Origin of the sequence: Aliiroseovarius pelagivivens (assembly GCF_900302485.1) — a bacterium.
GTDB classification, from domain to species: domain Bacteria; phylum Pseudomonadota; class Alphaproteobacteria; order Rhodobacterales; family Rhodobacteraceae; genus Aliiroseovarius; species Aliiroseovarius pelagivivens.
In genome coordinates this window covers 2,026,727-2,052,840 of the sequence record NZ_OMOI01000001.1, presented here as the reverse complement: position 1 = coordinate 2,052,840, position 26,114 = coordinate 2,026,727, and the positions used below count along the sequence as shown (strand labels likewise).

Annotated in this window: 25 protein-coding genes and 1 tRNA gene; 11 read left to right on the top strand and 15 right to left on the bottom strand. The window is 57.4% G+C overall.

Annotated features, from left to right (window positions below; genetic code table 11):
- Positions 1–448 precede the first annotated feature (448 nt).
- The 3 genes from ALP8811_RS09995 to ALP8811_RS09990 all read right to left on the bottom strand — a co-directional run bounded on the left by ALP8811_RS09995 (position 449) and on the right by ALP8811_RS09990 (position 2,366).
- On the bottom strand, positions 449–1,462 hold the full coding sequence (locus ALP8811_RS09995) for a tyrosine-type recombinase/integrase (protein ID WP_108856965.1): 1,014 nt from the start codon (positions 1,460–1,462) through the stop codon (positions 449–451).
- The gene (locus tag ALP8811_RS16250) at positions 1,449–1,667 is read right to left on the bottom strand and encodes a hypothetical protein (RefSeq protein ID WP_146184007.1); all 219 of its coding nucleotides are present in this window, start codon (positions 1,665–1,667) and stop codon (positions 1,449–1,451) included. The genes ALP8811_RS09995 and ALP8811_RS16250 overlap by 14 nt, the downstream gene beginning before the upstream one ends.
- A 625-nt stretch (positions 1,668–2,292) precedes the next feature.
- A tRNA-Cys gene (locus ALP8811_RS09990) sits at positions 2,293–2,366 on the bottom strand.
- 200 nt (positions 2,367–2,566) lie between these two features.
- Between ALP8811_RS09990 and ALP8811_RS09985 the strand changes: the two genes are divergently transcribed.
- From ALP8811_RS09985 to ALP8811_RS09975, 3 genes are all read left to right on the top strand, one after another.
- Positions 2,567–3,220 carry a protein-L-isoaspartate O-methyltransferase family protein gene (locus ALP8811_RS09985; protein ID WP_108856964.1) on the top strand — a complete coding sequence of 218 codons (654 nt, stop codon included), beginning with the start codon at positions 2,567–2,569 and terminating at the stop codon, positions 3,218–3,220.
- Positions 3,221–3,266: 46 nt separating this feature from the next.
- Entirely contained in the window at positions 3,267–4,694 is a 1,428-nt protein-coding gene (locus tag ALP8811_RS09980; protein ID WP_108856963.1) for a TolC family outer membrane protein, read from the top strand.
- Positions 4,695–4,845: 151 nt separating this feature from the next.
- Positions 4,846–5,853: a hypothetical protein gene (locus tag ALP8811_RS09975; RefSeq protein WP_108856962.1), complete on the top strand. Its 1,008-nt coding sequence runs from the start codon at positions 4,846–4,848 to the stop codon at positions 5,851–5,853.
- Positions 5,854–5,959: 106 nt separating this feature from the next.
- Here the strand turns inward: ALP8811_RS09975 and ALP8811_RS09970 are convergent, their stop codons facing one another.
- Positions 5,960–7,405: a cobyric acid synthase gene (locus ALP8811_RS09970; protein ID WP_108856961.1), complete on the bottom strand. Its 1,446-nt coding sequence runs from the start codon at positions 7,403–7,405 to the stop codon at positions 5,960–5,962.
- 121 nt (positions 7,406–7,526) lie between these two features.
- Entirely contained in the window at positions 7,527–7,844 is a 318-nt protein-coding gene (locus tag ALP8811_RS09965; protein WP_108856960.1) for a DUF6280 family protein, read from the bottom strand.
- A 213-nt stretch (positions 7,845–8,057) separates the two neighbouring features.
- Here ALP8811_RS09965 and efp point away from each other — a divergent pair, with 213 nt between their 5' ends.
- Both efp and ALP8811_RS09955 read left to right on the top strand, forming a co-directional pair.
- Entirely contained in the window at positions 8,058–8,621 is a 564-nt protein-coding gene (efp, locus tag ALP8811_RS09960; protein WP_108856959.1) for an elongation factor P, read from the top strand.
- A 63-nt stretch (positions 8,622–8,684) separates the two neighbouring features.
- A complete protein-coding gene (locus tag ALP8811_RS09955; RefSeq protein ID WP_108856958.1) occupies positions 8,685–9,230 on the top strand; it encodes a pseudouridine synthase in 546 nt (181 codons plus the stop codon).
- A gap of 81 nt (positions 9,231–9,311) precedes the next feature.
- Here ALP8811_RS09955 and ygfZ read toward each other — a convergent pair whose 3' ends face one another.
- The 3 genes from ygfZ to ALP8811_RS09940 are packed head-to-tail and all read right to left on the bottom strand — an operon-like array spanning position 9,312 to position 12,643.
- Positions 9,312–10,046 carry a CAF17-like 4Fe-4S cluster assembly/insertion protein YgfZ gene (gene ygfZ, locus ALP8811_RS09950; RefSeq protein ID WP_108856957.1) on the bottom strand — a complete coding sequence of 245 codons (735 nt, stop codon included), beginning with the start codon at positions 10,044–10,046 and terminating at the stop codon, positions 9,312–9,314.
- A gap of 24 nt (positions 10,047–10,070) precedes the next feature.
- Entirely contained in the window at positions 10,071–11,960 is a 1,890-nt protein-coding gene (locus ALP8811_RS09945; protein WP_245924612.1) for an ABC transporter ATP-binding protein, read from the bottom strand.
- Positions 11,960–12,643, bottom strand: a complete 684-nt coding sequence (locus ALP8811_RS09940) for a tyrosine-protein phosphatase (RefSeq protein ID WP_108856956.1) — start codon at positions 12,641–12,643, stop codon at positions 11,960–11,962. Before ALP8811_RS09940 ends, ALP8811_RS09945 begins: the two co-directional genes overlap by 1 nt.
- A 128-nt stretch (positions 12,644–12,771) precedes the next feature.
- On the opposite strand from ALP8811_RS09940, the gene ALP8811_RS09935 reads away from it, so the two are divergent.
- The gene (locus ALP8811_RS09935) at positions 12,772–13,077 is read left to right on the top strand and encodes a pyridoxal-phosphate-dependent aminotransferase family protein (RefSeq protein WP_108856955.1); all 306 of its coding nucleotides are present in this window, start codon (positions 12,772–12,774) and stop codon (positions 13,075–13,077) included.
- On the opposite strand, the gene ALP8811_RS09930 is transcribed toward ALP8811_RS09935, so the two are convergent.
- On the bottom strand, positions 13,074–14,186 hold the full coding sequence (locus tag ALP8811_RS09930) for a pyridoxal phosphate-dependent aminotransferase (RefSeq protein ID WP_108856954.1): 1,113 nt from the start codon (positions 14,184–14,186) through the stop codon (positions 13,074–13,076). The two genes, ALP8811_RS09935 and ALP8811_RS09930, sit on opposite strands and share 4 nt — an antisense overlap.
- 96 nt (positions 14,187–14,282) lie before the next feature.
- Here ALP8811_RS09930 and ALP8811_RS09925 point away from each other — a divergent pair, with 96 nt between their 5' ends.
- Positions 14,283–14,459 (top strand): twin-arginine translocation signal domain-containing protein, encoded by a 177-nt coding sequence (locus tag ALP8811_RS09925; protein ID WP_108856953.1) that lies wholly within the window; start codon positions 14,283–14,285, stop codon positions 14,457–14,459.
- A gap of 42 nt (positions 14,460–14,501) precedes the next feature.
- Here ALP8811_RS09925 and ALP8811_RS09920 read toward each other — a convergent pair whose 3' ends face one another.
- Positions 14,502–17,627: a valine--tRNA ligase gene (locus tag ALP8811_RS09920; protein ID WP_108856952.1), complete on the bottom strand. Its 3,126-nt coding sequence runs from the start codon at positions 17,625–17,627 to the stop codon at positions 14,502–14,504.
- Positions 17,628–17,892: 265 nt separating this feature from the next.
- Between ALP8811_RS09920 and ALP8811_RS09915 the strand changes: the two genes are divergently transcribed.
- On the top strand, positions 17,893–18,231 hold the full coding sequence (locus ALP8811_RS09915) for a hypothetical protein (protein WP_108856951.1): 339 nt from the start codon (positions 17,893–17,895) through the stop codon (positions 18,229–18,231).
- Between the two features lie 85 nt (positions 18,232–18,316).
- Here ALP8811_RS09915 and ALP8811_RS09910 read toward each other — a convergent pair whose 3' ends face one another.
- Both ALP8811_RS09910 and ALP8811_RS09905 read right to left on the bottom strand, forming a co-directional pair.
- Entirely contained in the window at positions 18,317–19,963 is a 1,647-nt protein-coding gene (locus ALP8811_RS09910; protein WP_108856950.1) for an alpha-D-glucose phosphate-specific phosphoglucomutase, read from the bottom strand.
- 39 nt (positions 19,964–20,002) lie between these two features.
- Positions 20,003–20,434: an Lrp/AsnC family transcriptional regulator gene (locus tag ALP8811_RS09905; RefSeq protein ID WP_108856949.1), complete on the bottom strand. Its 432-nt coding sequence runs from the start codon at positions 20,432–20,434 to the stop codon at positions 20,003–20,005.
- A 123-nt stretch (positions 20,435–20,557) separates the two neighbouring features.
- Here ALP8811_RS09905 and ALP8811_RS09900 point away from each other — a divergent pair, with 123 nt between their 5' ends.
- Positions 20,558–21,697, top strand: coding sequence for a type III PLP-dependent enzyme (locus tag ALP8811_RS09900; protein WP_108856948.1), 1,140 nt, complete (start codon positions 20,558–20,560; stop codon positions 21,695–21,697).
- Here the strand turns inward: ALP8811_RS09900 and ALP8811_RS09895 are convergent.
- The gene (locus ALP8811_RS09895; protein ID WP_108856947.1) at positions 21,694–22,173 is read right to left on the bottom strand and encodes a PaaI family thioesterase; all 480 of its coding nucleotides are present in this window, start codon (positions 22,171–22,173) and stop codon (positions 21,694–21,696) included. The two genes, ALP8811_RS09900 and ALP8811_RS09895, sit on opposite strands and share 4 nt — an antisense overlap.
- Positions 22,174–22,276: 103 nt before the next feature.
- Positions 22,277–23,143, bottom strand: coding sequence for a methylenetetrahydrofolate reductase [NAD(P)H] (metF, locus tag ALP8811_RS09890; protein ID WP_108856946.1), 867 nt, complete (start codon positions 23,141–23,143; stop codon positions 22,277–22,279).
- 98 nt (positions 23,144–23,241) lie between these two features.
- Here metF and ALP8811_RS09885 point away from each other — a divergent pair, with 98 nt between their 5' ends.
- Both ALP8811_RS09885 and ALP8811_RS09880 read left to right on the top strand, forming a co-directional pair.
- Entirely contained in the window at positions 23,242–24,147 is a 906-nt protein-coding gene (locus ALP8811_RS09885; RefSeq protein ID WP_108856945.1) for a LysR family transcriptional regulator, read from the top strand.
- A 71-nt stretch (positions 24,148–24,218) separates the two neighbouring features.
- Entirely contained in the window at positions 24,219–25,004 is a 786-nt protein-coding gene (locus ALP8811_RS09880; protein WP_108856944.1) for an inositol monophosphatase family protein, read from the top strand.
- Between the two features lie 337 nt (positions 25,005–25,341).
- Here ALP8811_RS09880 and ALP8811_RS09870 read toward each other — a convergent pair whose 3' ends face one another.
- Positions 25,342–26,091 (bottom strand): rhomboid family intramembrane serine protease, encoded by a 750-nt coding sequence (locus ALP8811_RS09870; protein WP_108856942.1) that lies wholly within the window; start codon positions 26,089–26,091, stop codon positions 25,342–25,344.
- Positions 26,092–26,114 lie beyond the last annotated feature (23 nt).

The window sequence follows — 26,114 nt, the reverse complement described above, 5'->3', positions numbered from 1 at the left end:
TACACTTTGATATAAGATTTGCTCAACTTTTGAAGATGCACGCTGACGCGAACGGGCCCAATTACTGAAGCCAAACCAATAGTGTGACCAAAGCGCTGGAAGCCAAGCGACTATCGTCTGCATGGCCAAAACTGCAATGAGGTGGCGACGTTTATTACGAACGATAGATATTGATTGTCAGCGAGACTTTGCAAAGTGCGCTTTCTGCGCATAGCCGACCTTGGTTAAGACCGCAGCGAATGTCCGCTCTCCGCCCTATGTTTCGGCGTCACCGAGCGCCAAAAGCAACAGCACGGCAAGAACCGGGCTTATCAGGATTGCGATCAGTACCCATAGGGTCGCGTTCCTATTTCGAGAGTTCGCCATATTGCTCGGCAGAATGAAATACAGCCATATGAGAAAGGCTAAGGCTACAATAATAAATACGAGGTAAAATAGTTGATCCATATTAGTTCTTCGATTTCATGTGGTTTGAGCGTCTTCTTTGGGCCTCTTTTGCCCTGGTCATTTGACGAGTTTTTTTGGTGTAATGCAGAACCATAGCCGGGCTCTGTCCTGTAACCGCCGCAACCAGATCATCGCTGCAACCCGCTTCAACTAGCTCGCAGGCCGCATTATACCGCCAGCTATGAATGTCGTAGTCTAGCGCACCGATCTGCTTCCTTACGTTTCTGACGGCCTGTGAAGCTCCGCGATATGACCAGCGGTTCGTTCCCCTCTCATTGGTCAGGATGAATACTGAATGACGGTTTGCAGCTTCAAGGGACGTCAGTAGTTCATGCAAGATCGGAACCCAAAGCTCTTTTCCGGTCTTGTTTTGCTTCACAACAAAGCCGCCATCTTGAATATCTGACCATCGCATTTCGAGCACGTCACCAATTCGCTGACCGGTGCCAACACAAAGCTCCATGAGAAGCCTTTCTCTTGTGCCAGGTGGACATGCTGCACGATAGGCGGCGAGCAGGTCTCTCGGCCATGGCTCGCGTTCTTTCCTTTCGGCTTTCAGTTCCGAAACGCCTTTCGCTGGATTTGCATCCCGCCAACCGAGGTCGACACAGTGTTCCATGAGTACACGAAGGACGCGCAGCGAGTAGTTAGCAAAGTATATTTTGTCAGCGTTGGCGTCTCGAAGACGTATTACATCTTTCCGCTTCATGATCGCTGGATTTGCGGTACCCATCCGTGCTCGAAAGAATTCTAGATACTTGTCGTAATCCAACGCGGTGCGAGGTTTGAGACGAACGTAACGTGGAGATTGCCGATAGCTCTTTATCAAAGCTTCGAAATCGCGCTTTGTCACGCGCGCTACTGGCGCATCGCCGTTCAGAATATCTGCGTATTCTTGCCAGAATTCGGGGCTTCCAAATTCGTTCACAAACTTCCGAGAAGGCCAGCCACGGCGCTGAAAGTACAGCCCGTTTCTTTGGCGGTAGACGTGTTTTGGTAACTCACGTTTTGCCATGGCGCATATCTATCCTCGCAAATTCATCGCGTTCCTTGGGCTTCGAGAGCACAATCTCAATTTTGCGTCCTTCAATAGTGACTCGACTTACCGTCTTACCCGCGCGCTCAAAGGTGTTGAGCAAGCCGAGCGCCTTTTTCTCGATAGGTGTCGCAGTCATTCCAAATCCAATCCCAAGATCTGACGGTTCTATGTGTTTGCGCATCTTTCAGCTGAATGCGAGTGAGCCACGCATGCAAACGCCGATAGGCAGATTCTAGATGGGGGTGGATTCGGCGGCAACACCACGAGTTCATTTTGACAATCAGAACCTCTGAACTTGTCGCTAAACGCATACAGGGATTTGTGGTTTTTTGGGCACTATCTGGATTATTGCGCCCCAAAATCTTCGAGGCATTGTGGATACTTCTTGACGTAAAGTGGCTGCCTTTCGGCGGTGGAAGTAGTTTTTAGTTGGTTATGGAATTCAGCGGCTTTCGGATGAGCGCCGGAATACTACTCTACTTGTCTCTAAATGCATACAGGATCAAGGATGTGTATTGCCGAACGCCCCGACCCTCCTCCGATAGATGAAGTCTACGGAGTCTCGGGGCTGTGTTTCACGTTCTAGCGGATCTTCTCGATCTTGATCTTGTGCGAATTGGGTGAACTTGTCTTCGATTGCTCAGAAATTAGGCTGTGTCAGAAGCAGCTAGGTCTTCGGAGTAGGGTCAAGGAACAGGGAGTTGGAGGAGTGCTAGGTGTACGGAACAAAAACAGAATGTTTAGACATTTGTTTAGACGCCAATGTGCCCCTTGGGGCGTGCGTTCCGTAAGTCATTGAAAAGATATGGAGGCGAGTACCGGAATCGAACCGGTGTACACGGATTTGCAATCCGCTGCGTCACCACTCCGCCAACTCGCCATCCGTGGTGTGGGGGTTCTCTAGCGCCAATCTTGGGGGGATGTCCAGCCCGGTTTCGCGGTTGGATGTGTGATTTTCTGGCACAGGTTTCATAAATTGCCAGATCGGGCGATCAATACGGTCCCACCACCTTGCAGGATTGCAGCCACAGGCATAACTGTGGCAATAGAAAACAAAGATCCCAGAAACATAGGCCCGCCATGACAGATTTCGCCGCACGCCGCACCACGATGGTCGACACGCAGGTGCGTCCATCGGATGTTACAAAGTTCCCGATCATTGATGCGATGTTGACCGTCGCGCGCGAGGAATACGTGCCAGACGGCAAGCGCGAGGCTGCCTATGTCGGTGAAAACATCGACTTGGACGACGGGCGCGTGATGCTTGAGCCGCGCACGCTGGCCAAAATGCTGGATGCGTTGAGCGTACAGCCGGACGAGCTGGTTTTGGATCTTGGGTGTGGGCTGGGCTACAGCGCAGCCATTTTGGCACGGCTGGCGGATTTCGTGATTGCCGTAGAAGACACCGAAGAGCGCGCCAACGAGGCGCAGGGTATTCTGTCATCGCAGGGCGTGGACAACGTCGCCGTGGTGGCTGGTCCGCTTGCTGAAGGCAATGAAAAGAATGGCCCTTATGATGTGATCATGGTGCAAGGTGCGGTGGAAACTGTGCCGACGGCATTGCTGGATCAGCTTAAGGAAGGTGGCCGTATCGCCTGTATCTTTGCCGAGGGGATGTTGGGCACCGCAAAAATCGGGTATAAGATTGACGGGGACATGGTCTGGCGACCGAATTTCAGCGCCGGTGCCCCGGTTGTGGCAGGATTTGAAACGCCACGTGAATTCGCGCTGTAAACATCGGGTCAAACCCGCATAGGCCAATATGAGGCAGGAGAGTGAAATGCGTACTGGGTTCAAATCAAAGTTGACGGGAATGGCCATTGCGGCGGCCTGTGCCATCGTAGCGGCCCCTGCAGCCTATGCTGAAAGCCTTTCTGACGCGATGGCGTCGGCCTATAAGACCAGCGGTCTTCTGGAACAGAACCGCGCCACTCTGCGCGCAGCCGATGAAGATGTTGCCATCGCCCGTTCTGCGCTTCGCCCGACACTGACCTATGCGCTAAACCAGACCTTTTCGGACCCGGACACTGGTATCGTAAATAATACTGGATGGCGCACGTCTGCGACCCTTACCGCCAGCATTCTGGTGTTTGACTTCGGGCGCAGCAAGAAGGCGATCGAGCTTCAGAAACAACTGGTGCTGGCTACCCGTGACAATCTTGTAGGAATTGAGCAGCAAGTGCTTCTGCGTGCGGTACAAGCCTATCTGAATGTCCGTTCAGCGGTCGAGAACGCCCAACTGCAAAGCAACTCGGTTCGGGTTTTGACGCAAGAACTTCGCGCGGCGAATGATCGTTTCGAAGTGGGTGAAGTTACCCAGACCGACGTGGCTTTGGCCCGTGCGCGTCTGGCCGCTGCCCGTGCCAACGAAGCCTCTGCGCGTGGAGGTCTTGAGATTGCCCGCGAAGAATACAAAGCGGTGACCGGGTACTACCCGCACACGCTTACCGCTCCACCCGCGCCGCCCATGACCGCGAAGACGGTCGAAGCGGCACAGGCTGTTGCACGGGATCGTCACCCGAATATCTTGGCGGCCCAGCACAACGTAGACGCGGCGGATCTGGGTGTTGCGATCTCGAAAGACAGCATGAAGCCAATGATTGTGGGGCAGGCCCAGTCGCAATGGGTGAAGGATGCTCCGATCTCGACGGGGCCTTTTACCCCACCGAATATTCGTGATCAGGTTTCCCACTCTGTCGGCGTATCACTTCAGGGCACCATCTATGCTGGTGGCCGTTTGTCTGCTGAATACCGCAAAGCCATCGCACAGTCCGAAGCTGCCCGAGCAGGCCTGCATCAGACCCGTATTGCTGTTGATCAGGGCGTGGCCAATGCGTGGGCGCAGCTGGCGATTGCATCAGCATCGCTTGAAGCCACGGATCGCCAGATTCGCGCCAGTCGCGTAGCACTACGCGGCGCACGTGAAGAGGCCTCTCTTGGATCGCGCACCACGTTGGATGTTCTGAACGCGGAACAGGAACTGCTGAATGCGGAAGCTGCCCGGATTACGGCACAGTCCAATCAGTACTTCGCCGTCTACTCGCTGTTGTCGTCGATGGGTCTTCTGACTGCCGAGCATCTGAACCTTGGTGTCGTTACCTATGATCCCGAGGCCTATTACAACACCGTCCAGTCTGCCCCGGTTTACCGCGTCAGCCCGCAGGGCGAGCGTCTTGACCTCGTGCTCGAAGCTTTGGGTAAGAAATAACACACTTTCCGGGACTTGCGCGGCGTGTGAGATTTGTCTCGATGCCGTAGTTTCCACTTATGGCTGTTGTCTGGTTCGACTGAACTGGCTAGTCTGACATGAAATGTACCGGGAATCCGGTTGCATGTCGTAGTTGAACAGGAAGTGCCCTATGTCGGATCCGGTGTCGAATGCTGATATCGAAGATGTTCTGTCTTCGATTCGCCGTCTAATTTCTGCCGGTCAGCCCGAACAGAAGGACACGGGAGAATCTTCGGACGCCAAGGACAACAAGTTGATCCTGACGCCAGCATTCCGCGTCTTCGCGGGCGACACGACCGAGGCCACGAAAGCCAATGGGCAAAGTGTACCAGCAACCCCGCCCACAGGCCGCGATATTCCGGTGGAATTGCTAGAGCAAGGCGATCTGTCAGCGACAGATGCAGCGGAAGATGCTGTGGACGCTGATGAAGCTAAACTTGTGCCGCCGCTTGTCCTGTCTTTCGACACGAACATTGCCGAACCCGGATTGAATAGCTCACCCGATATGCCGATGCCACCTGCCGAGTTGCAGGTTGATTTCGAAGACAACTGGGATAGCGATGCTTTGGGTGAAACCGCTCAGGTGGCCTTTTTGCATGAACGTATGACACGCGCGGCAGAGGAAGCATCGTCCGAAACTGCCGAGGCCGAAGAAGAAGCGGTTGCTGTCGAAGCTGTTGAACCCGTGATCGCGGCCGAGGTCGAAGAGCCTGCGCAAGACGACACACCCGAGGAAGATAGCGCTCTTGAGCTAACATCTGAGCAGGATGAGATTGCAGACGCCGATCTGCCAGCCGACGACGACGAGGTCACTCAGGCCGGTTCGGACATAATCCCGGAGGGTGAGGTCGAAGACCAAACGATTGAGGATGAAGTTGAGGCAGATGATCTGTCAGGTGAAGTGGCTAATGAAGGCGACGACACCGAAACGCTTGTTGCGACAGTGGATGACGCCCCGATGGCAGAAATCATCGAAGATGACAGCGATTTCATCGACGAAGATCACCTTCAAGAGATTGTCTCGCAGATTGTGCGCGAAGAACTGAAAGGCGAGATGGGGGTAAAGATCACCCAAGCCGTCCGCCGAATGGTGCGCCGCGAAGTGACTCGCGCTCTTTCCTTGGAAAAGTTTGACTAAAGCTTTCCGCCTTTACCCGAAATCTAGAGCCACACCACTGTTCCGAGAGCGCCGAAGGCGTGCCAGGGTATTCGTGTCTTATGGTACAGGCGGAATACTCTAGGGCTTAGCGGGCCAGGGCCAGCAGGGCGTCCAAATCCAGATGCGTTTCCAGATGATCGGCCAGCGCATCCAGGCTGGTTTCAATTTGTACGTCAAAGCTGACCTCTGACGTCTTCGCACCTAACCCATTCAGGAAATGCCGCCGGAATCCGTCCGCAGCAAAGAGCCCGTGCAGATAGCACCCCAGAATACGTCCATCTACGCTGCTGGCTCCTTCTGGGCGGCCCTGCACAGACAACCACGCTTTGTCGCAATCTGGGCCTTCGCTACGTCCCAGATGGATCTCGTACCCCTCGACCGACTGGCCCGATGGCAGGTGTGTTGCTTGCGTCAGGGCCAGAGTCTTCCGCGGCTCGAGATGCGTGACCACATCCAGATGACCAAGCCCTGCCACACGGCCCGCTGGACCTTCAATGCCGTCAGCGTCGATGATCTCGGCCCCCAGCATCTGATAGCCACCACAGATGCCCAGAACGTGCCCACCGCGCCGGATATGGGCTGTCAGGTCAATGTCCCAGCCCTGCGCCCGGAAATCCGCCAGATCGGCGATGGTGGACTTCGATCCGGGGATCAGCACCAGATCTGCGTCACCGGGCAGGGGGCGACCCGGCTCGATGATCTCGACCGTGATGTCGGGTTCATTCACCAGCGGATCAAGGTCGTCGAAATTGGCAATCCGGTTCAGACGCGGCACCGCAATTTTGAACGCACCGCCTTTGCGGGTCGCGATGTCCATCACATCTTCGGCCGGCAAGCGCCAGGCATCCGCAAACCAGGGCAGGGTGCCAAGATCGCGCCAGCCGGTCAGGCGCGCGATTTCAGCCGCGCCATCGGCGAACAGAGTCGGGTCCCCGCGAAATTTGTTGACCAGAAACGCTTTGATCCGCGCGCGATCATCATCCGGCAACACAGCATGTGTGCCAACCAGTTGGGCAATCACGCCGCCCCGGTCAATGTCGCCGGCCAGCACGACCGGCAGGTCAGCGGCCTCGGCGAAGCCCATGTTGGCAATGTCGCCCTTGCGCAGGTTGACCTCGGCAGGGCTGCCTGCGCCCTCGACCAGCACCAGATCGCGGCCCTCGCCCAGACGGTGAAAGCTTTCCAATACGCGTGGCATCAACTCGGCCTTGGCCTTGCCATAGTCGCGCGCTTTCATGGTGGCAAAGCGTTTGCCCTGTACGATGACCTGCGCACCGGTGTCTGTTTCAGGCTTCAAAAGAACTGGGTTCATGTCCACGATGGGATCAAGCCCACATGCGCGTGCCTGAAGCGCTTGTGCGCGTCCGATCTCTCCGCCATCCACGGTGACGGCTGCGTTGTTTGACATGTTTTGTGGTTTGAACGGGGCTACATTCAGTCCGCGTTTTACCGCTGCCCGCGCGATCCCTGCCACCAGCAGGGATTTCCCAACATTCGAGCCTGCGCCCTGGATCATAATCGCTTTAGTCATGCCAATGACTTAGGCGCTTTTGACCGCGCGGCCTAGCCCCGTTCCGACATCGGAAAGGGCTGTAACGAAAAACGCGCCCCGGATGGGACGCGCATTTCATGGAGTATTCTGTGTTTGTGCCTTAGGCGGCTTCTGCCGTTGCAGCGTTGCGACGCTCGCTTTCCTCGCGGCTCAAAGCCACCGAGGTGCGGATGCCTTTGGACACAAAGTCCATCAGGCCGCTGACGACACGCTCGTTCGGGTCGATGCCAGCACAGCTCAACACTTCGCGCCCATCGCGCGAACGGGCCCAGCGGGCAATCTGATCAGGGCCGTTGCCGTATTTTTTATCATCAGCAATGGCGTCGTCCAAAGCAGCCAGCACGACAGCAGCAAACAATTTGCGCGCGCGGTTGCCTTGTTCGTTATTGAAAGCGGTACCGTCTACGGAGTCCAGCATGGTCGTCCTTTGTTATTCTTGCTCTTGCGGTTTCTGGCGTAGCGGCCAATATGGCGTTTTCTGAGTGATTCGGTATCCCCCGGATCACATGCCAGCCATGCGCCTGTTGCATAGCTGTTACATTTGGTCGTTTCACCTGCGCTTGCCACAGTCAAGCCCGCAAGATATAGGGTCGGACCAAGAAATTTCAACCTTTTGTGAAGGTTTCAGGATATGCCCAAGATCAACGGAAACGAAATTCGCCCCGGAAACGTGCTTGAACACAATGACGGCCTGTGGGCTGCAGTGAAGGTCGACCACGTCAAACCCGGCAAAGGCGGCGCATTTGCTCAGGTCGAGATGAAGAACCTGCGCAATGGTTCCAAACTGAATGAACGCTTCCGTTCGGCAGATAAAGTCGAGCGTGTTCGTCTGGAGCAGAAGGACCAGCAGTTCCTGTATGAAGATGACGGGATGCTGATCTTTATGGACACCGAGACATATGAGCAGAACCAGATCCCTGCCGATCTGTTGGGCGAACGCCGCCCCTTCCTGCAAGACGGCATGACCATCGTGGTTGAATTCTATGATACCGAAGCCCTGAACGCCAAGCTGCCGCAGAAAGTGACCTGCGTCATCGAGGAAACAGAGCCGGTGGTAAAAGGCCAGACAGCGGCCAACAGCTTCAAACCTGCCGTACTGGACAATGGTGTTCGTATCTCGGTACCGCCTTTCGTCGGGCAAGGTGAAGCCATCGTGGTTAACACCGAAACCATGGAATATTCCGAACGCGCCTAAGCGCCTCGGTGAGATCCCCAAAAGGGCAGGGCACGCGCTCTGCCCTTTGTGTTTAAGGCTCAAATGACCACGATCCTCTTCAACAAACCCTTCAATGTGCTGTCGCAATTCACTGATCGAGGCAATGAAGGCAGCGACCGACAAACCCTGTCGGACTATATTGACCTGCCCGGAGTGTATGCGGCGGGACGGCTGGATCGGGATAGCGAAGGGCTTTTGGTGCTGACGGATGACGGCAAGCTTCAGGCTAAGCTTGCAAATCCGAAGCATAAACTTGCAAAAACATACTGGGTGCAAGTGGAAGGCATTCCGGATGAGGTTGCCCTTCAAGCGCTGCGCGATGGTGTCGACTTGAAGGACGGACGTACCCGTCCCGCCAAAGTGCGTCGGATCGACGAACCCGCCGGGCTATGGCAGCGCAATCCGCCCATCCGCGTACGCCCATCCGTTCCGGATTGCTGGATCGAACTCAAGATCACCGAAGGCAAGAACCGTCAGGTGCGACGCATGACCGCCGCAGTGGGCCATCCAACGCTGCGCCTTATCCGCTATTGCGTGGGGGCATATACGCTTGATGGGATCGGCCATGGAAAATGGCGCCACGCCTGACGCCCATCACGCATTTTCTTACTGAAAATATCCCGGGGGAGCATGACTTTCAGCAGGAAATTCATGCGGGGGCAGAGCCCCTTAGCCGTCCCAGCCGACCACAGCATCCCCAGCTTGCATACCGGATCCAGCCCGATCAAAGCGTAGATAGGCAATTGCCTGACCACCTGATTGGGTAAACAAAGTCCCCACAGGTTTTCCGTCCAGCGTGATTGCCGTACCAACAGGGGCCTCACCTTGAATTGACACCGTCGCCAAGCCCTTCTTCAGCTCGGTCTTGTGCTTCATCCGCGCAGTCACTTCCTGTCCGACGTAGCAGCCCTTGCGGAAGTCTACACCATTCAACCGCTCGAACCCGGCCTCCAACAGATAGCTATCCCCGGTTAGCTCCACCCCGGTTTCCGGGATGCAGTGCGCGACGCGAATGGCGTCCCACTCCACGCCCGCTTCGCTGTCGCGCCCATCATAGGCGCGCCACCCAAGTTCTGGGTGGCGTGGATCAGCATAGGCACCGTCAGGCGCCACTCCCAGCCCTCGGGCTGGGATGATGCCGGTTGCCTCGATCGTGACATCTGCACGCAACTTGTACATCGTTAGGCGCTGCGCCAGCGGGCGCGCCAGATCCGTGGCCACATCGATCAGAATGGCATCTGCTGCGGGAACCATCAGGAAATCAGCCAAATACTTGCCCTGCGGCGTCAGAATGGCAGCGTAAACCAACCCGTCTTTCAATCGGTTAACGTCATTTGACACCAACCCCTGCAGAAAGCTGACGTGATCGTTGCCTGCGATCTTCAACACCGTGCGGTCTGTCATGTTGCTCTCCTGTGTTTCCAAGGGTCAGTCCTTGCGCTTGCGCCATAAGCTGCCCGACAGAATGCCTCGGAACGACCAGCGAGGCGGTTCCTTGGTTTCCTTGGGCAGATAGACTTTGTCTTTGCGCGTGGTTGATTTGTTTGGTGCGTCGCCGTTGCCATCCTGAAACTGCAGGTTATAGAGCTGCGCATATAGACCGCCGCGATCCAGCAGTTCGTCATGCGTGCCCTGATCGATAACGCGGCCCTGATCCATCACAACGATCTTGTCGGCATCGCGTACAGTGGACAGACGGTGTGCAATGACCAGCGTCGTGCGCCCTTTGGACAGCGTGTCCAGCGCCTGTTGCACCAGTTTCTCGGATTTGGTGTCCAGCGCCGAGGTCGCCTCGTCCAGAAGGAGCACCGGCGCATCACGCAGCACTGCACGCGCAATGGCAATCCTCTGGCGCTGCCCGCCGGACAGGTTCGATCCACGCGGTCCCGCCTGACTGTCCAGCCCGTTTTCGAGCCGCGGAAGGAAGTCTGAGACGTGTGCTGTGTCCAGCGCGTGTTTCATCGCTTTCTCGTCCACGCCCTCGCGCCCCATCAGGATGTTGTCGCGCAGGGTTTCGTCGAACAGAAGTGCCTCTTGGCTGACCACGGAAAAAAGCCCGCGCAGTTGGTCCAGCGGCAGGGCCGTCACGTCCGCATCCCCGATCTTGACCTTGCCAGTTTTAGCGTCCGCAAGTCGGGTCAGCAGGTTGAACACGGTGCTTTTCCCGGCACCAGATGCGCCGACCAATGCCGTGGTCTTTCCTGCTTCGGCGATGAAACTTGCACCGCGCAAAATGGGGGTTTCACCATAGGAAAAATTCACGTTGTCGAGCACGATATCGGCCTGTGCAGCTTTGCTTGGAATGGCCGCGGGCTTGGCAGGGGACAGGATTGACGGATGCTGGGCAAACACGTCGCGAATGCGCGTCAGGCTGGCCTTGGCCGCTTGCCAGCCGCCCGAGACCTTGCCCAGATTGCGCAACGGATCAAAGACAAGCGCCATGGCGGTGAAGAAGCTCATGAACTCGCCCACGGTTTTTACACCCGCATTGATCTGCAATCCGCCATAGACCAGCACGCCGAAAAAGCCGACGGCAGCGATGATGTCGATCAAGGCGACGATGGCACCCTGATTGGCTTGGCTTTGCAGGTGGGTCTTGGCAAATACGTCGATTTCGCGGTCGACGCGGGATTGTTCGTGACGCTCTGTGCCGGACAGTTTGATCGAGTTGATGCCATGAAAGATTTCGTCCAACCGGGTCGAGATCTGCGCCGCAGCTCCACGACTGTCGGTCGTGGTTTTGCGTACGCGTCTTTGCAGGATGCCCATCGGATAGGTCAGCACCGGGGCGGCAGCCACTGCCACCACGACCCAGAGCCAATCAATCGACATGGCAACGCCCAGAAGTGCCAGCAGCGACACCACGTCGCGCGCCACGGCGGCTAGAACGACCTCCCAGATCGTGGCGATGGCCTGCGCGTCTCCGCGCACACGCTCCATCAACGTTCCGGGCGAGTTGTCGCGGAAATAGCTGCTGTCCAGCGACAGCATGTGCGCCACCATATCCGACTGTAGTTTGGCCGCGACGCGTTGGCCCACATGGACCATTAGAACGCGGTGGCCGAAGGCGGCAAAAGCTCGGGTTACGAAGATGCCTGCGACGATCAAAGCCACGACCACGATGGCCTGCGTCGAACCTGACGAAAACGCCACGTCGAACATTGGCTTGATCATGTAGCTCAAGCCACCCAGCGCCAGCCCTTCGATCAGCATCAGAAGCATCGCCAACGCAAGCGGCAACCGATAGGCGCGCATATAGCCGCGCCACATCCAGCGGATCATCTCTTTTTGGTCGGTTTGGGCGGTCTCAGAACTCATTACTTTTTCCGTTTGGCCTGAAAGGCTTGGGTGATTGCCTCGGGGTCATAGTGCTGTTCAAGCCAGTCTCGGATCGAGATCGGATCATTCTTGTGATACTCAGCATAGGCTTCAATCATGGCATCCAGAATACCCGCTTTCGACCAGCGTTGGTGCGCATATTTCAGCGACAGTTGCGCGCGAGCCTCGTCAATACTCGCGCCGCATTGGTCCAACAGATACAGCGCCGCTGCAATGCCTGTTCGGTCCGCGCCCGATTTACAGTGGATTAGAAACGGCTTTTCCGCCTGCTCCATGATGTCGAGCAGTTCGAGATAGCGTTCTCGTTCTTTCAGAAAACGCGCTCTCATCTTGTGATTGATCAGCGTCATTCCGAAGTCGTGACAGGCTTCGACCTCGAACAGGTAATACGAGTAGATATCCTCGCCCCGCAGATTGATCACCGTCTTGATACCCGCTGCCTGAAGCGCCGGAAAATGCACTGGGTCGGGCTGGTTTGACCGCCAAGCATCCGGCGACAACTGATAGCGGTTCGGCAAGATTCGACGAAGGAAAGCGTGGTCCACAAGGTTGTTGTGGCGCCGCGCGGCGCGCCGGCCTTCAGGCGTCGAAATATCCATCCCGAACCCGTTTTTCCACGCCCGTTCTCGGCGTTTGATCTTGGCGTACAAGGTCTTGAACATGCGGTTCCGGTCCAGTTTTAATAATCTGCCCAAAGGGGTACTTACGGGATGTATATTGTCCGTGCGTCACAAACAAGCACAGGGCCGTTTCATGCCCGTGGACGCTTGGCGTTGAAGGTCCGCTTCAAATGAACGTGGACGACCCAGCGCTTCGCTCGAATGCTGTGACCTTGTTGCATATTGGTGCACCGCGTTGCGCCGATTTGCGTACTTGGACCGAGCGAAATACCGGCGCTCTTGGCAGTGGTCTTGGCATCCCGACGCTAGATGACCCGAAAGGCGACGGGTTCTTCCGTCTGGACCACATAGGGCATGTGAACGCACCGGTGGTGATGTGCGCGCTGTCCGCTTTTCATCTGGGCCTAACAGTGCTGGGCATCCAGCACGGCGAGGGTGCGTTGCCCGCCGCCGCCGAGATCCTCGTAGAAGTTTAGGCGCGGGCTGCGGCCAGTGCTTTGGGCAGGACGGCCGCGAACACATCCAGTTCTTCCGGTTGTCCCGCTGAAATGCGGATGCACCGGTTTTGCGGGGTCGCAAAGGGCATACGCACGAACATATCCTGCGCGATCAATTGATCCAGAACAGCCTTTGCAAATTCGGCATCCCGTCCGCAATCTACCGCCACGAAATTGGTCGCCGAGGGCAGGGTGGTCAGGCCGTTGTCCTGTGCGATCTGGTCGATCCGGGCACGCGCATCCGCAACATTCGCGACGACCTGCGCCAGATAAGGTTGATCCTTCAACGCGGCCAGCGCACCAGCCTGACTGATGCGGCACATGCCGAAATGGTTGCGGATTTTGTTGAAGGCGGTAATCAGCTCGGCCTGCCCAATCGCATAACCAACTCGTGCGCCAGCCATGCCATATGCCTTAGAAAATGTACGCATCCGGATCACACGCGGGTCATCCGTGTTCAGAGTGGGCGCGGTCCCTTCCGGGGCAAATTCGATATAGGCTTCGTCCAGCACCAACAGGCAACCTTCGGGCACTGCGTCGATCATGCGCTGGATCGTCTCGGCATCATGCCACGTCCCCATCGGGTTGTCCGGATTGGCGATATAGACCAACTTGGCCCCAACTTCGGTCGCCTTGGCAATCAGCGCTTCGGGATCCTCGTGATCGTCCTGATAGGGCACTGTCTCCAACACGCCGCCAAAGCCGGCAACGTGATAGTTGAAGGTCGGATACGCGCCCTGCGAGGTCACGACCTTGTCGCCCGGTCCAATGATCAGCCGCACCAGATATCCAAGGATTCCATCGATCCCTTCGCCGACCAGTATGGTCTCGGGCGCGATGCCGTGATGGTCAGCCAGCGCGTGGCGCAGATCGAAGTTCTCGGGATCGCCGTACATCCAGGCGCCGCCCGCGGCTTCGGACATCGCCGCAATCACCTTGGGCGAGGGGCCAAACGTGTTCTCATTTGCGCCAAGTCGGGCGGCAAACGCACGGCCACGGGCGCGTTCCTGCGTTTCAGGACCGACAAAGGGCACGGTTGAGGGCAGGCTGTCGGCAAGCGGCGTCAGGCGGGCATAGGTCTTGGTCATATGCAGGTTAGAGCAGGGCAGGCGCGGTCCGGCAAGGTTGAAATTGCGTGGATCGTTGTTAGTTAAGAATGGTTCTTAATAAGTGGAGGACGCCTTATGTCCGGGATGAACCGTCGAACCTTTCTTGCCTCTGCCGCTGCTGCTGGGGCCGCCACACGGCTTCCTCAGGTGGCTGTGCAAGCCGCAAAAACACCGCCGATGCGCCGAGTTTTGACGTTGGTCTATGACAAATCCATGGGGATGATGCGCGCGGTCGAGCGGCTGGTGCCGTAGCCGCCCACAAAAAGAAAAGGCCGGGTTGCCCCGGCCTGTCCCTTAGATTTCTTTCAAACGGGCGAGGGCGCCGTTCAGCGTCGCCTCTTCCTCTTCGCGGGCGGCTAGGTTCGCCTGCGTCTCGGCCAATACCTCGGCCGGAGCGTTTTCCGCGAATTTCGGGTTCTTCAGACGCCCGCGCAGGCCACCCAGTTCCTTGGCCAGTTTGCCCAGTGTCTTCTCAAGCCGCGCGATTTCCTCGTCCACGTCGATGATCTCGGCCAGCGGCAGAGCAAAGATGCCACCAGCGACCGCAACGGTGATGCAGCCCTTGGGCAACTCGGCCATTTCCGTGATCGAGTCGACACGTGCCATGCGCATCACCAGCGCTTGGTTGTTTTCCAAAGCGGTGCGGCCAGCCGCGTCCAGTTCCTGCTGGATCACCGGGATTTTCAGACCGGCGGGGACGTGCATCTGCGAGCGGGCGCTACGGATGTTTTCGATCAGCGAAATCACCCAGTTCATCTCGCGCGCAGCGTCTTCGTCCAACAGTTCATCGCCATACTCCGGCCAATCAGCGTGGATCAGCATCTTCGGACGTTCGGCGATCTGGCCCCACAGCTCTTCGGTCACGAAGGGCATGATCGGGTGCAGCATGATCAGGCATTGGTCGATGACCCAAGCCATGGTGGCGCGGGTCTCGGCCAACACAGCCTCGTCTTCCGAGTTCAGAAGCGGTTTTGAGAATTCGACATACCAGTCGCAGACTTTGCCCCAGACATAGGCGTAAAGCCCATGCGCGGCGTCGTTGAAACGATAGGCGGTCAGGGCGGCATCCACATCCTCGCGGATTTTCGCGGTTTCCGAGACGATCCAGCGGTTCACCGTCTGCGTCGGGCTTGTGGGGTCGAAATCAGCGACCGGTTTGCAGTCGTTCATTTCCGCAAATCTTGCAGCGTTCCAAAGTTTGGTGCCGAAATTCCGGTATCCAGCCACACGATCCTTGGACATTTTCAACACGCCCCCGATCGAAGCCATGGCAGTGTTGGTAAACCGCAAAGCGTCCGCACCGTATTCGTCAATGATCTCGAGAGGGTCGATCACATTGCCCGTGGTCTTGGACATTTTCTTGCCCTTCTCGTCACGGACCAGCCCGTGCAGATAGACCGTGTGGAACGGGTTTTTGTGGCACACGGCCTGAGACATCATCATCATCCGGGCGACCCAGAAGAACAGGATGTCCTGACCGGTGATCAGCACGTCACCCGGGAAGAAGCGGTTCAGCTCGTCCGTGTCCTGCGGCCAGCCCAAAGTGCCAAACGGCCACAGACCCGACGAGAACCATGTGTCCAGCACGTCGGGGTCGCGCCATACCGGGTAAACCAGCTTGGTCGGATCCTGCGAGGTCTCATAGGTTGCAAGGGTTTCGGCCAACATGTGCGTCGCTTCGGCGCGGGTGGCCACTTCGACCACGCGGGCGTGGTTCAGCGGTGCGGGCAGCGTCACCAGAACTTCGTCGAAATGCGGCGCGACGGCGTCGAAGTCGTGGGCGCAGTGGCTGTGCTCGTGACCGGGCAGAAGATCTTGGTCCAGAAGCAGGCGGCCCATTTCGACCAGATCCAGCTCGCTGTTGTTCTCGTCGTCCTTGAAGCCCTTGCCAGACAGATCAAGGCCATACCAAACCGGCACCTGGTGTCCCCACCATAGCTGGCGCGAGATACACCACGGCTCGATGTTGTCGAGCCAGTGATAGAAGGTCTTCTCGCCGCTTTCCGGCATGATCTTCACGTCGCCATTGCGCACAGCGTCCAGCGCCGGGCCGGCGATCTTCTCGGCATCCACGAACCACTGGTCGGTCAGCATCGGCTCGATGACAACGCCCGAGCGGTCGCCGAAGGGCTGCATGATCGGTTTGTTTTCAACGTAGGGCACGGTGCCGGTGACGTCCTCGCCGTCGACGTCGACGGTTTTGGTGATCATCACGGCCAGACCCTCGGCGGTGATCTGATCGACCACCAGCTTACGGGCCTCGAAACGATCCAGCCCACGGAATTCATCCGGGACAAGGTTCATCGCGGCGATCTTCGCCTCGTCAAACCCTTCTTCGCCGTTTGCGATGCGCTGGGCGGTTGCGGCTTCGTCTGCGTAGGGCAGGCCATCGGCCCGCATCGCACCGCGGGTATCCATCAGCGAATACATCGGGATGCCACCGCGCTTGGCGACCTGATAGTCGTTGAAGTCATGTGCGCCGGTGATCTTCACGGCACCAGACCCGAAGGTCATGTCCGGGTATTCGTCAGTGATGATCGGGATCAGACGGCGATGCTCTTTCGGGCCAACCGGGATCTCGCACAGCTTGCCGACGATAGGCGCATAGCGTTCGTCTTCGGGGTGCACGGCAACAGCGCCGTCGCCCAGCATGGTTTCCGGGCGGGTCGTGGCGATCGAGATATAGTCACGCTCTTCTTCCAGCGTGATGTTCCCGTCTTCGTCCTTCTCGACATAGGTGTAGGTCGCGCCACCGGCCAGCGGGTATTTGAAGTGCCACATGTGGCCGGGGGTCTCGATGTTCTCGACCTCGAGATCCGAAATCGCGGTTTCGAAATGCGGGTCCCAATTGACCAGACGCTTGCCGCGATAGATCAGGCCCTTGTTATGCATGTCCACGAAGACCTTCAGAACGGCATCGTGGAAATCGGCCGAGTTCTCGTGCCCGACGCGCGGGTCACCCGGCGCACCGGCCATGGTGAAGGCGTTGCGTGACCAGTCGCAGGTCGAGCCAAGGCGTTTCAACTGTTCGATGATGGTCGAGCCGTATTCGCCCTTCCATTCCCAGACCTTATCCAGAAAGGCTTCGCGGCCCAGTTCACGACGGCCCGGCTGGCCCGTCTCGGCCAGCATCTTTTCGACCTGCAACTGCGTGGCGATGCCCGCGTGGTCCTGACCGGGTTGCCACAGAGTGTCGAAGCCGCGCATGCGGTGCCAGCGGATCAGGATGTCTTGCAGCGTATTGTTGAACGCATGGCCAAGGTGCAGCGCGCCCGTCACGTTGGGCGGCGGGATCATGATGGTGAAGCTATCGGCGCCGGGCTTGGCGTTTGCGCCAGCCTTGAAGGCGCCAGCGTCTTCCCAAGTCTTATAGATGCGTGCTTCGGCAGCTGCCGCGTCGAAGGTCTTGTCCATGGCCATGGTGGTCGTCCTAAATCTCATAAATTAAAGACCGTTTACCCAAGTGGGCAGCAAAGGGAAACCCCGCCCGCACTTGCGGGATAGGTGAATGGTGAAATTGTCTGAAAAGACCGTGAAATCGGGGCATCCAAAAAATGGTTAACATTGGTAACGGTTGGAAGGGGTTTCGACAAAATGATGCCATATTCAACCCGTAGCAGTTCTGCCCACGCGACGGATCAATCTATGCTGTCTGACGGAAACCCGGATCAACAGGCGAACACTAATGAAAAAAGCACTTCTTCTTCTGGCCCTCACCCCGACTATGGCTTTGGCGCAAGAACAGACCTTCAACTGCGAGGTTCCGAACGGGAAAATGCCCGAAATGACCGTGACCTTGGTGGCCATTGATGGCGGAAAAGATGGTCATCTGATGATGGGTGGTGAAAAGAAGACCGCCAGTGTCTATCCGGGGCTCGACTCGGTCACCTATCTGATGTTCAGCGACGACTACAGCTATACGCTGCACTACAACGTAAACCTGAAAGACGGTCACTTTGACTTCTCGGCTTCGGGCGCCAAATCTGGCTGGGGTCGCGGTACGTGCACCGAAGTGACAGGGTAGTCACCCCTTCGGTTTGAAAGAGAAAACGCCCGGCATAGTGCTGGGCGTTTTGTGTATCTGAGTATGTCAGAGTTGGTGTTTCCGCTCAGCTGACAACATCCGGTCCCGTGCGACCTAGCAACTTTTGAATGCCTGCCACCTGCGATGTGGCGGCAACAACATTTGACAGGGCCTCTTGCGTGTCGCGGATCAGGTTGCCGTCAGGGGCGGTGTATTGCTCCAGATAAACGCGCAGTGTTGCGCCCTCGGTTCCGGTGCCTGACAGACGCAGCATTGCGCGCGCGCCGCCTGCATAGGTCAGGATAACGCCTTGTCCCGTGGCGACAGAGCCGTCAATCGGGTCGGTATAGGCAAAATCTTCTGCGGCGATCACGTTTAGCCCTGCGGCCGTCTGGCCGGGCAGGGTGGGCAGCTTGTCTTTCAGCTCGGCCATTAACGCGTTCGCAGCGTCCGTGTCCAACCCCTCGTAATCATGCCGGGAATAGTAATCGCGACCATAGGTCTGCCAGTGGTCCAGAAGAATGTCGGCCACACTTTCACCGCGAACTGCAAGGATGTTCAGCCACAACAGCACCGCCCACAGCCCGTCTTTTTCGCGCACATGATCCGAGCCCGTGCCCGCGCTTTCCTCGCCACATAGAGTGGCGCGGCCTGCGTCCAGCAGGGTGCCAAAGAACTTCCAGCCCGTCGGAGTTTGGAACGCTTCAATCCCCAGTTTTTCTGCCACGCGGTCCGACGCCGCCGAGGTCGGCATCGATCGCGCAACGCCTGCAATCCCATGCGCATAACCGGGGGCGAGATGTGCGTTTGCCGCCAATACGGCTAAGCTGTCGGATGGCGCGACATAGATGTCTTTCCCGACGATCATGTTGCGGTCACCATCCCCGTCCGAGGCTGCTCCGAAGTCCGGCGCGTCCGGTCCGTGCATGTGATCGAACAGGTCTTTGGCCCAAACCGGGTTGGGGTCCGGATGCCCGCCGCCGAAATCCAACAGGGGGATAGCATTCACAACCGAGCCCGTGGTCGCACCAAGCCGGCGCTCCAAAATCTCGATGGCATAAGGTCCTGTGACCGCGTGCATGGCATCAAAGCGCAGCGTGAATCCAGAACTGATCATCTTGCGGATCGCATCGAAGTCGAACAGGTCTTCCATCAACGCGGCATAGTCATCGACCGGATCGACGACCTCGATCTCCATGTCATCGACGGTATAGCTGCCCAGATCGCTTAGGGTTTTAAGCGTTTCGGGCAGGTCGCCCGAGATCCGGTATTCCGAGATCGTCTCGGCACAGGCAACGATCTTGTCGGTGATCGATTCCGGGGCGGGGCCACCATTGGCGGTGTTGTACTTCAGCCCAAAATCGCCGTTCGGTCCGCCCGGATTATGGCTGGCTGACAGGATGAATCCCCCATCCGCTCCACGTTTGCGGATCAGGTGGCTGACCGCCGGGGTCGACAGGATGCCATTTTGGCCGAGGATGATTTTTGTTACCCCATTGGCAGCGGCCATGCGCAGGATCGTGACGATGGCCTCGCTGTTGAAAAAGCGTCCGTCGCCGCCCAGAACATAGGTCTTTCCCGCGGGGTCAATCGCGTTGAAAATCGCCTGTGTGTAGGTCTCCAGATAACCCGGTTCGGAAAATACCGCGACTTTCTTGCGCAGCCCGGACGTCCCCGGTTTCTGACCCTCAATCGGAGCGGTGCGATGGGTCTTAAAGTCTTTAAAATCCACGGTATTTTCCTTGAAAGGTTTTAATCTATTGCGGTGATCCTAACCCAACCTGTCGATCCGCGTCGAGAGGTGGATCAGACTTTCCGACCCCTTCACCCCATCAATTTCACCGATCGCGTCCAGCACCTCGTCCAGCAAAGCAGTCGATGGTGCCGCCAGTTGCAGCACCATGTCCCAGCGACCGGACGCTGTGTGGGCGGCTTCGACCTGAGTCAGGGTTTTCAGACGCGCCAATACCGCCGGGGTCGAGCGTGGTTCGATCGAGATCAACACCGTCGCGCGGATGCGATCCCCGCGCGCCGCGTCCCCCAATCGAAGCGCATAGCCGGCAATAATGCCTTTCTCTTCAAGGCGTTCGATCCGCGCCTGCACGGTCGATCGTGCCAGCCCTAGGCGTCGTGCCAGAGTTGCTACCGGCAGTCGTGCGTTGCCTTCGAGCTGGGCCAAAAGTTCGCGGTCTGTATCGTCCATTTGTCAGATCTTTCCTTCAATATGACGACATTAAAGCGACAAATCGCCCGGAGTGCCACTGGAAATCGACGGCGCGACTTGTGATTCTAAGGTTAGCGTCAACAGGATCCCGGAAATAAGACCATGAGCAGACAACCCTCGATTTGGCTGACCCCCTTGTCCCACCTTAAAACCGAGCGCCCAATGCAGCCGGTCATGTACTTCGCGCCAGCCGTGTTGCAGGCGACGGCGCGCCGCTTCATCGCAGGCTTCGATGGGCTGGTGACCTATGCGGTCAAAGCCAACGATACACCTGTGGTGTTGGAGAACCTCGTGACTGCAGGCCTGCAGGCCTTCGATGTGGCCAGCCCGGCCGAGATGCTGGCGCTTCGTGCTGTATCTCGTGATGTCGAGATGCACTATAACAATCCCGTCCGTTCGCGCGCCGAGATCGCTCAGGCCGTCGCCCTGAACGTACAATCCTATTCCGTGGACAGTGCGCGCGAGCTGGATAAGCTGATCGCACAGGTTCCCCCAGAGGGTGTTGAAGTTTCGGTACGTCTGGCGCTTCCCGTCGAAGGAGCGGCCTATAATTTCGGCGCGAAGTTTGGTGCTGACCCTGATCTGGCGGTCGCCCTTCTTACGCACGCAAAGTCGGCGGGTTTCATCCCCTCCATGACCTTTCACCCCGGTACGCAATGCGCAGACCCGTCAGCATGGGTGGCGTATGTGTCGCAATGTGCCGATGTGGCAAAACGTGCGGGCATTCGCCTGCATCGGCTGAATGTGGGCGGCGGTTTTGCCGCCAATCGCGGTATCGCCCCGGATCTCGAGGCGATCTTTCACGCCATTCACGCCGCTGTGGTGGTGGAGTTTGGCGAAGACGCGCCCGAACTGGTGTGCGAGCCTGGCCGCGCCATGGTGGCCGAGGCGTTCAGCCTTGCCACCTGTGTAAAAGCCATCCGCGAAGACGGTGCCGTCTATTTGAATGACGGGATTTATGGCGCATTGTCGGAAGCGCCGTCCATTGGGGTGCCGGATCGGTTGAAAACTGTGCGCGCCGATGGCGACTTGCACACAGGCGCGTTGGAAAAGCGCGTTGTGTTCGGGCCGACCTGCGATTCCATCGACCAGTTGCCTGATCCGCTACGGCTTCCTGACGATTTGGCCGAAGAAGACTATCTTCTGATCGCGGGCATGGGGGCTTACAGCTTTGCGACCGTCACGCGGTTCAACGGCTATGGCGCGATTGAAACAGTGACGGTGCAGTCGCTGGCGCTCTAGGCAACTTTCATGATGATACATGTGGTCGAGCCGGTGGCATACAGCTTGCCATCCTCGACGCCCCGAATCTCGCCATTGGAAATCCCGGTCGAGCGTCCCGCGTGCTGCACCTGACCCGTGGCCTCGATCAACATGCCGGGTGGGATCGGGCGCAGGATATTCACCTTGTATTCCAAAGTGGTATAGACCGATCCCTTCGGAACGCGGGTCATCACTGCACAGGCCATGGCGCTGTCTAGAAGCGTGCCGTACCAGCCACCATGAACGGTGCCCATCGGGTTGCAATGCTCGAAGTTCGGGGTGCCGTGGAACGTGACTTTTCCATCTTCGACCGCATGCAGGTGATAGTTCAGCGGCTTGCCAATCGGCGGCGCGGGCAAGGTGCCGTTCAGGACACTTTGCATGAACTCTAGCCCTGACATCGAGGCCGTGACGTCAAGGGTTGGCAATTGGTCAAACGAGGTCGCATTCAGCATGAAAAAGCCTTTCCGAAGGGGTCTTCAGAAAGGCTAGGTCGTGTTCATATAGGCGCAAGTCTTACGCTGGGTCACAGTGTTTGTGACGTCGTGGTGTCCCGTGTCAGGCTACGTTTGCCAGGCTGATCTGCGGTGTGACCCCCAGAGCATGCGCAACATCGCGGGTCAGGCCGGGCTTGTTCAGCGTGTAGAAATGCAGGTCTTCAACGCCGCCCTCGATCAGATCCGAACACAGCTCGGTGCAGATCGCTGTGGCCAGAAGGTCGGTGCGGTTGTCGCGTTCAGCCTTATGGAAGGCATCATCCAACCAAGTTGGTACCGTTGCACCGCAACGCTCGGCGAACTTACGCACGCCCTTCCAGTTTTCGATGGGCAGAATGCCCGGAATGATCGGCACGTCGATCCCGGCCTTCTCGCATTTGTCGCGGAAGCGGAAGAACGTGTCAGCTTCAAAGAAGAACTGCGTGATGGCCGAGCCTGCGCCCGCATCGACCTTGCGCTTCAGCCATGCGACGTCGGCATCCAGATCCGATGCTTCTGGGTGCGGGTCGGGATAGGCACCCACGCGGATGTGGAAATCACTGGTGTTTGCAAGGGCTTCGATCAGCTCGACCGAGTTTTCGAAACCATCTTCGCGGGGGGCGAAATGGTCAGTTCCTTTCGGAGCGTCGCCGCGTAGGGCAACGATTTCCGTTACGCCAACTTCGGCATAGCTTTTCGCAATGGCCAGGGTTTCTTCGCGGCTGGCATCTACGCAAGTGAGGTGCGCCGCGACGTTCAGGCCATAATGTTTATGGATCGTGCCGACCGCATCATGGGTCAGTTCACGCGTGGTGCCACCTGCGCCGTAGGTGACCGAGACAAAGTTGGGATCCAGCGGCGCCAGCTGACGCACGGTTTCCCAAAGACGGAACGAGGCGTCCAGCGATTGCGGGGGAAAGAACTCGAACGAGATATTGGGCGTAATCATAGTATCCTCGGCGTCAGTTTTGCGGCGTTGTCCTCTTGTGCCTCATTGGCGATTGTGAGACAAATTCATAATTCTCAAAAAGAACATGAGGATCATGCATGTACATCGAGTTTCGCCATCTGCGCACCATCCGGGCCATTTACCAATCCGGATCTCTGGCCCGTGCGGCAGATATCCTGCACATTACGCAATCCGCGTTAAGTCACCAGATCAAGGGGCTGGAAGATCAAGTCGGGATGGAGCTGTTTCATCGTCGCACCAAGCCGATGCGCCTTAGCCCGGCGGGGATGAAGCTTTTACGGTTAGCAGAACAGGTGCTGCCCGAGATCGACCGCCTAGAAGAAGAGTTCCGGGCGCTGCAGTCCGGACGTTCTGGCCGTTTACACATCGCGATTGAGTGCCACGCCTGTTTCGACTGGTTGTTTCCAGTGCTCGACAAGCTGCGCCATGCTTGGCCGGAGGTGGATCTGGATATCCGCCAGCGCCTTGCCTTTGATGCGATCGAAGCCCTGCGGCGCGAGGAAGTCGACTTTGTCATTTCCTCGGACCCAGTTGCTATGGCGGGCATCACCTTCTCTCCGCTTTTTGCTTACGAGCCGCGTTTTGTGGCACCGGCAGGGCACCGATTGGCGGATGAGGACTATATTGTTGCCGAGGATTTCGAGCAGGAGCTTTTGCTGACCTATCCGGTGGATCGTTCGAAAATTGATGTTTTTACGGGCTTGTTGACCCCGGAAAGGATCGAGCCGCGCGGCACCCGACAGGTTGAGATGACCGAGGTGATCTTGATGCTTGTCGCGGCAGGACGCGGGGTCGCGGTTCTGCCAGATTGGGTGTTGGGGGATGTAAAGCGCAATCCAGATTTCGTCACGAAACCGCTGACAGAAGGTGGTCTGCGCAAGCAGATGTACGCCGCAACACGGGACGAAGACACGATGGTACCGTTCATGGCACACATGATCCGATTGTGCCGCTCGGAACCGGTAAAACTTCAACGCGGCTGACGTCCTTTCAGGCTTGGCAAACAAGGCTTACAGGCGTATACGCGCCGTTTGAAACCTCAGGAGTCCTTTCGATGCAAGGCAGTGCAAATCTGAACGTAATGATTAAAGCGGCCCGCTTGGCTGGCCGCAGCCTTGTGAAAGACTTTCGCGAGGTCGAGAACCTGCAGGTCTCGATGAAGGGTGCAGGCGACTTTGTGTCGAAGGCGGATATCTCTGCCGAGAAGATCATTCGCGATGAATTGATGGAAGCGCGCCCCAACTATGGCTGGTTGGCAGAAGAGGGCGGAGCCGCTGAAGGCAAAGATCCGACCCGCCGCTGGATCGTCGATCCGCTGGACGGCACGACCAACTTCCTGCACGGTTTGCCCCATTGGGCGATTTCGATTGCGCTGGAGCACAAGGGCGAGATCGTCGCCGGTGTTGTTTACGATGCCGCCAAGGACGAAATGTTCTATGCCGAAAAAGGCGAAGGCGCGTGGCTGAACCAAAGCCGCCTGCGTGTATCTGGCCGTTCAAGCATGATCGAGTGCATTTTCGCCACGGGCCTACCGTTCGGTGGACGCTCTGATTTGCCTGAAACGCTTCAGGATCTGGCCCGCATTCTACCCTCTTGCGCAGGTGTTCGCCGCTTTGGATCTGCGGCTCTGGATTTGGCCTATGTCGCCGCTGGGCGCTATGATGGCTATTGGGAGCGGAGCTTGAACGCTTGGGATATCGCGGCCGGTCTGCTGATCGTGCGCGAGGCTGGCGGTATGGTCGGTCCGGTTGAAGGTGAATCGATTCTGGACAGCGGCAGCATTGTTGCTAGCAACGAGCCAATCTTCGATAAATTCAATAAATTGGTGAAAAACACCTAAATTTATTGCGCCCTGAGGTGGAAAAGAAAGCGGCACGACACATTTGTGCCGCAAACGTAGCCAATAAAATAGACTATGACTATGTTGCCGCTCAGATCACATAAGCTCGCTCGCTTTGCGCGTTGCGAAGATGGCGCCGTTACCGTTGATTGGGTCGCGCTGACTGCAGCTGTCCTGATGATTGGTCTGTTCGCCGGGTTTACCGTTAGCTCAAGCGTTCCAAGTCTTGCAAATAAGATTAGCGAAGTCGTTTCGAAGCAGTCCGTAGGCGGGAACTAGGGCGCGCACGGGATTTTCGCTTGGCTGGGCGCGTCTCACCGACCCCTTTTCTACATATTTAACGCTTGTGTCGCCGGGTCCGCGGAATGCTGGACCGGGACAGTTTGTATTTCGCCTCGGGGTGATCGGGGTGGCCATCTGTGCGCGACCAGAAGCGTTGCGCACCAAGCCGCAGCCAAAGGGGCGTAATCAAGGCGAGTCCGGCGATAAATCCCCCTGCATGGGCCCAGTGGGCGACGCCGTCGCCGTCCATCCCAAAGGATGCCACGCCATTGAACAGCTGAAGGCCGAACCAGACCAGTAGGGCCGCCCATGCCGGGATGGGTATGATCTTGAAGATGATCACGATGATGAACAGAACATCGATCTTGGCCTTGGGAAACAGCAACAGGTAGCCTCCCATCACGCCCGCGATCGCACCTGAAGCGCCGATCATTGGAATAGTGCTGCTGGGGTCCGTGGTATATTGCAGAAGTGCTGCGGCAATTCCGGTGGCCAGATAGAACAGCAGGAAACGGACATGGCCCAGCATGTCTTCCAGATTGTCTCCGAAGATCCAAAGAAACAGCATGTTGCCCGCGAAATGCATGAAGCCACCATGCAGGAACATCGAGGTGATAAGCGTTTCCGGGCTCAACCCAAGTGATAAACGCTGCGGGATCATGCCGTAGTCTATGAACACCTGAGAGGCTTCGGCGCTTCCATAGAGCGGCCACATATACAGAAAGATCACCGTGTTCACCGCCAGTAAGGCAAAGGTGATAAACGGGCGGCGTTCTGATGGGTTGTGGTCGCGAATTGGGAACATAGGCTGACTTGACCCGATGCGTG

Coding starts and splice junctions, on each gene's coding strand:
- ALP8811_RS09985 (WP_108856964.1), top strand. CDS start 2,567: ATGACAGATTTCGCCGCACGCCGCACCACGATGGTCGACACGCAGGTG.
- ALP8811_RS09895 (WP_108856947.1), bottom strand. CDS start 22,173: ATGCTGAATGCGACCTCGTTTGACCAATTGCCAACCCTTGACGTCACG.
- ALP8811_RS09920 (WP_108856952.1), bottom strand. CDS start 17,627: ATGGCCATGGACAAGACCTTCGACGCGGCAGCTGCCGAAGCACGCATC.
- efp (WP_108856959.1), top strand. CDS start 8,058: ATGCCCAAGATCAACGGAAACGAAATTCGCCCCGGAAACGTGCTTGAA.
- ALP8811_RS09905 (WP_108856949.1), bottom strand. CDS start 20,434: ATGGACGATACAGACCGCGAACTTTTGGCCCAGCTCGAAGGCAACGCA.
- ALP8811_RS09935 (WP_108856955.1), top strand. CDS start 12,772: ATGAACGTGGACGACCCAGCGCTTCGCTCGAATGCTGTGACCTTGTTG.
- ALP8811_RS09970 (WP_108856961.1), bottom strand. CDS start 7,405: ATGACTAAAGCGATTATGATCCAGGGCGCAGGCTCGAATGTTGGGAAA.
- ALP8811_RS09900 (WP_108856948.1), top strand. CDS start 20,558: ATGAGCAGACAACCCTCGATTTGGCTGACCCCCTTGTCCCACCTTAAA.
- ALP8811_RS09915 (WP_108856951.1), top strand. CDS start 17,893: ATGAAAAAAGCACTTCTTCTTCTGGCCCTCACCCCGACTATGGCTTTG.
- ygfZ (WP_108856957.1), bottom strand. CDS start 10,046: ATGACAGACCGCACGGTGTTGAAGATCGCAGGCAACGATCACGTCAGC.
- ALP8811_RS09925 (WP_108856953.1), top strand. CDS start 14,283: ATGTCCGGGATGAACCGTCGAACCTTTCTTGCCTCTGCCGCTGCTGCT.
- ALP8811_RS09880 (WP_108856944.1), top strand. CDS start 24,219: ATGCAAGGCAGTGCAAATCTGAACGTAATGATTAAAGCGGCCCGCTTG.
- metF (WP_108856946.1), bottom strand. CDS start 23,143: ATGATTACGCCCAATATCTCGTTCGAGTTCTTTCCCCCGCAATCGCTG.
- ALP8811_RS09980 (WP_108856963.1), top strand. CDS start 3,267: ATGCGTACTGGGTTCAAATCAAAGTTGACGGGAATGGCCATTGCGGCG.
- ALP8811_RS09995 (WP_108856965.1), bottom strand. CDS start 1,462: ATGGCAAAACGTGAGTTACCAAAACACGTCTACCGCCAAAGAAACGGG.
- ALP8811_RS09870 (WP_108856942.1), bottom strand. CDS start 26,091: ATGTTCCCAATTCGCGACCACAACCCATCAGAACGCCGCCCGTTTATC.
- ALP8811_RS09930 (WP_108856954.1), bottom strand. CDS start 14,186: ATGACCAAGACCTATGCCCGCCTGACGCCGCTTGCCGACAGCCTGCCC.
- ALP8811_RS16250 (WP_146184007.1), bottom strand. CDS start 1,667: ATGCGCAAACACATAGAACCGTCAGATCTTGGGATTGGATTTGGAATG.
- ALP8811_RS09955 (WP_108856958.1), top strand. CDS start 8,685: ATGACCACGATCCTCTTCAACAAACCCTTCAATGTGCTGTCGCAATTC.
- ALP8811_RS09885 (WP_108856945.1), top strand. CDS start 23,242: ATGTACATCGAGTTTCGCCATCTGCGCACCATCCGGGCCATTTACCAA.
- ALP8811_RS09945 (WP_245924612.1), bottom strand. CDS start 11,960: ATGAGTTCTGAGACCGCCCAAACCGACCAAAAAGAGATGATCCGCTGG.
- ALP8811_RS09965 (WP_108856960.1), bottom strand. CDS start 7,844: ATGCTGGACTCCGTAGACGGTACCGCTTTCAATAACGAACAAGGCAAC.
- ALP8811_RS09940 (WP_108856956.1), bottom strand. CDS start 12,643: ATGTTCAAGACCTTGTACGCCAAGATCAAACGCCGAGAACGGGCGTGG.
- ALP8811_RS09975 (WP_108856962.1), top strand. CDS start 4,846: ATGTCGGATCCGGTGTCGAATGCTGATATCGAAGATGTTCTGTCTTCG.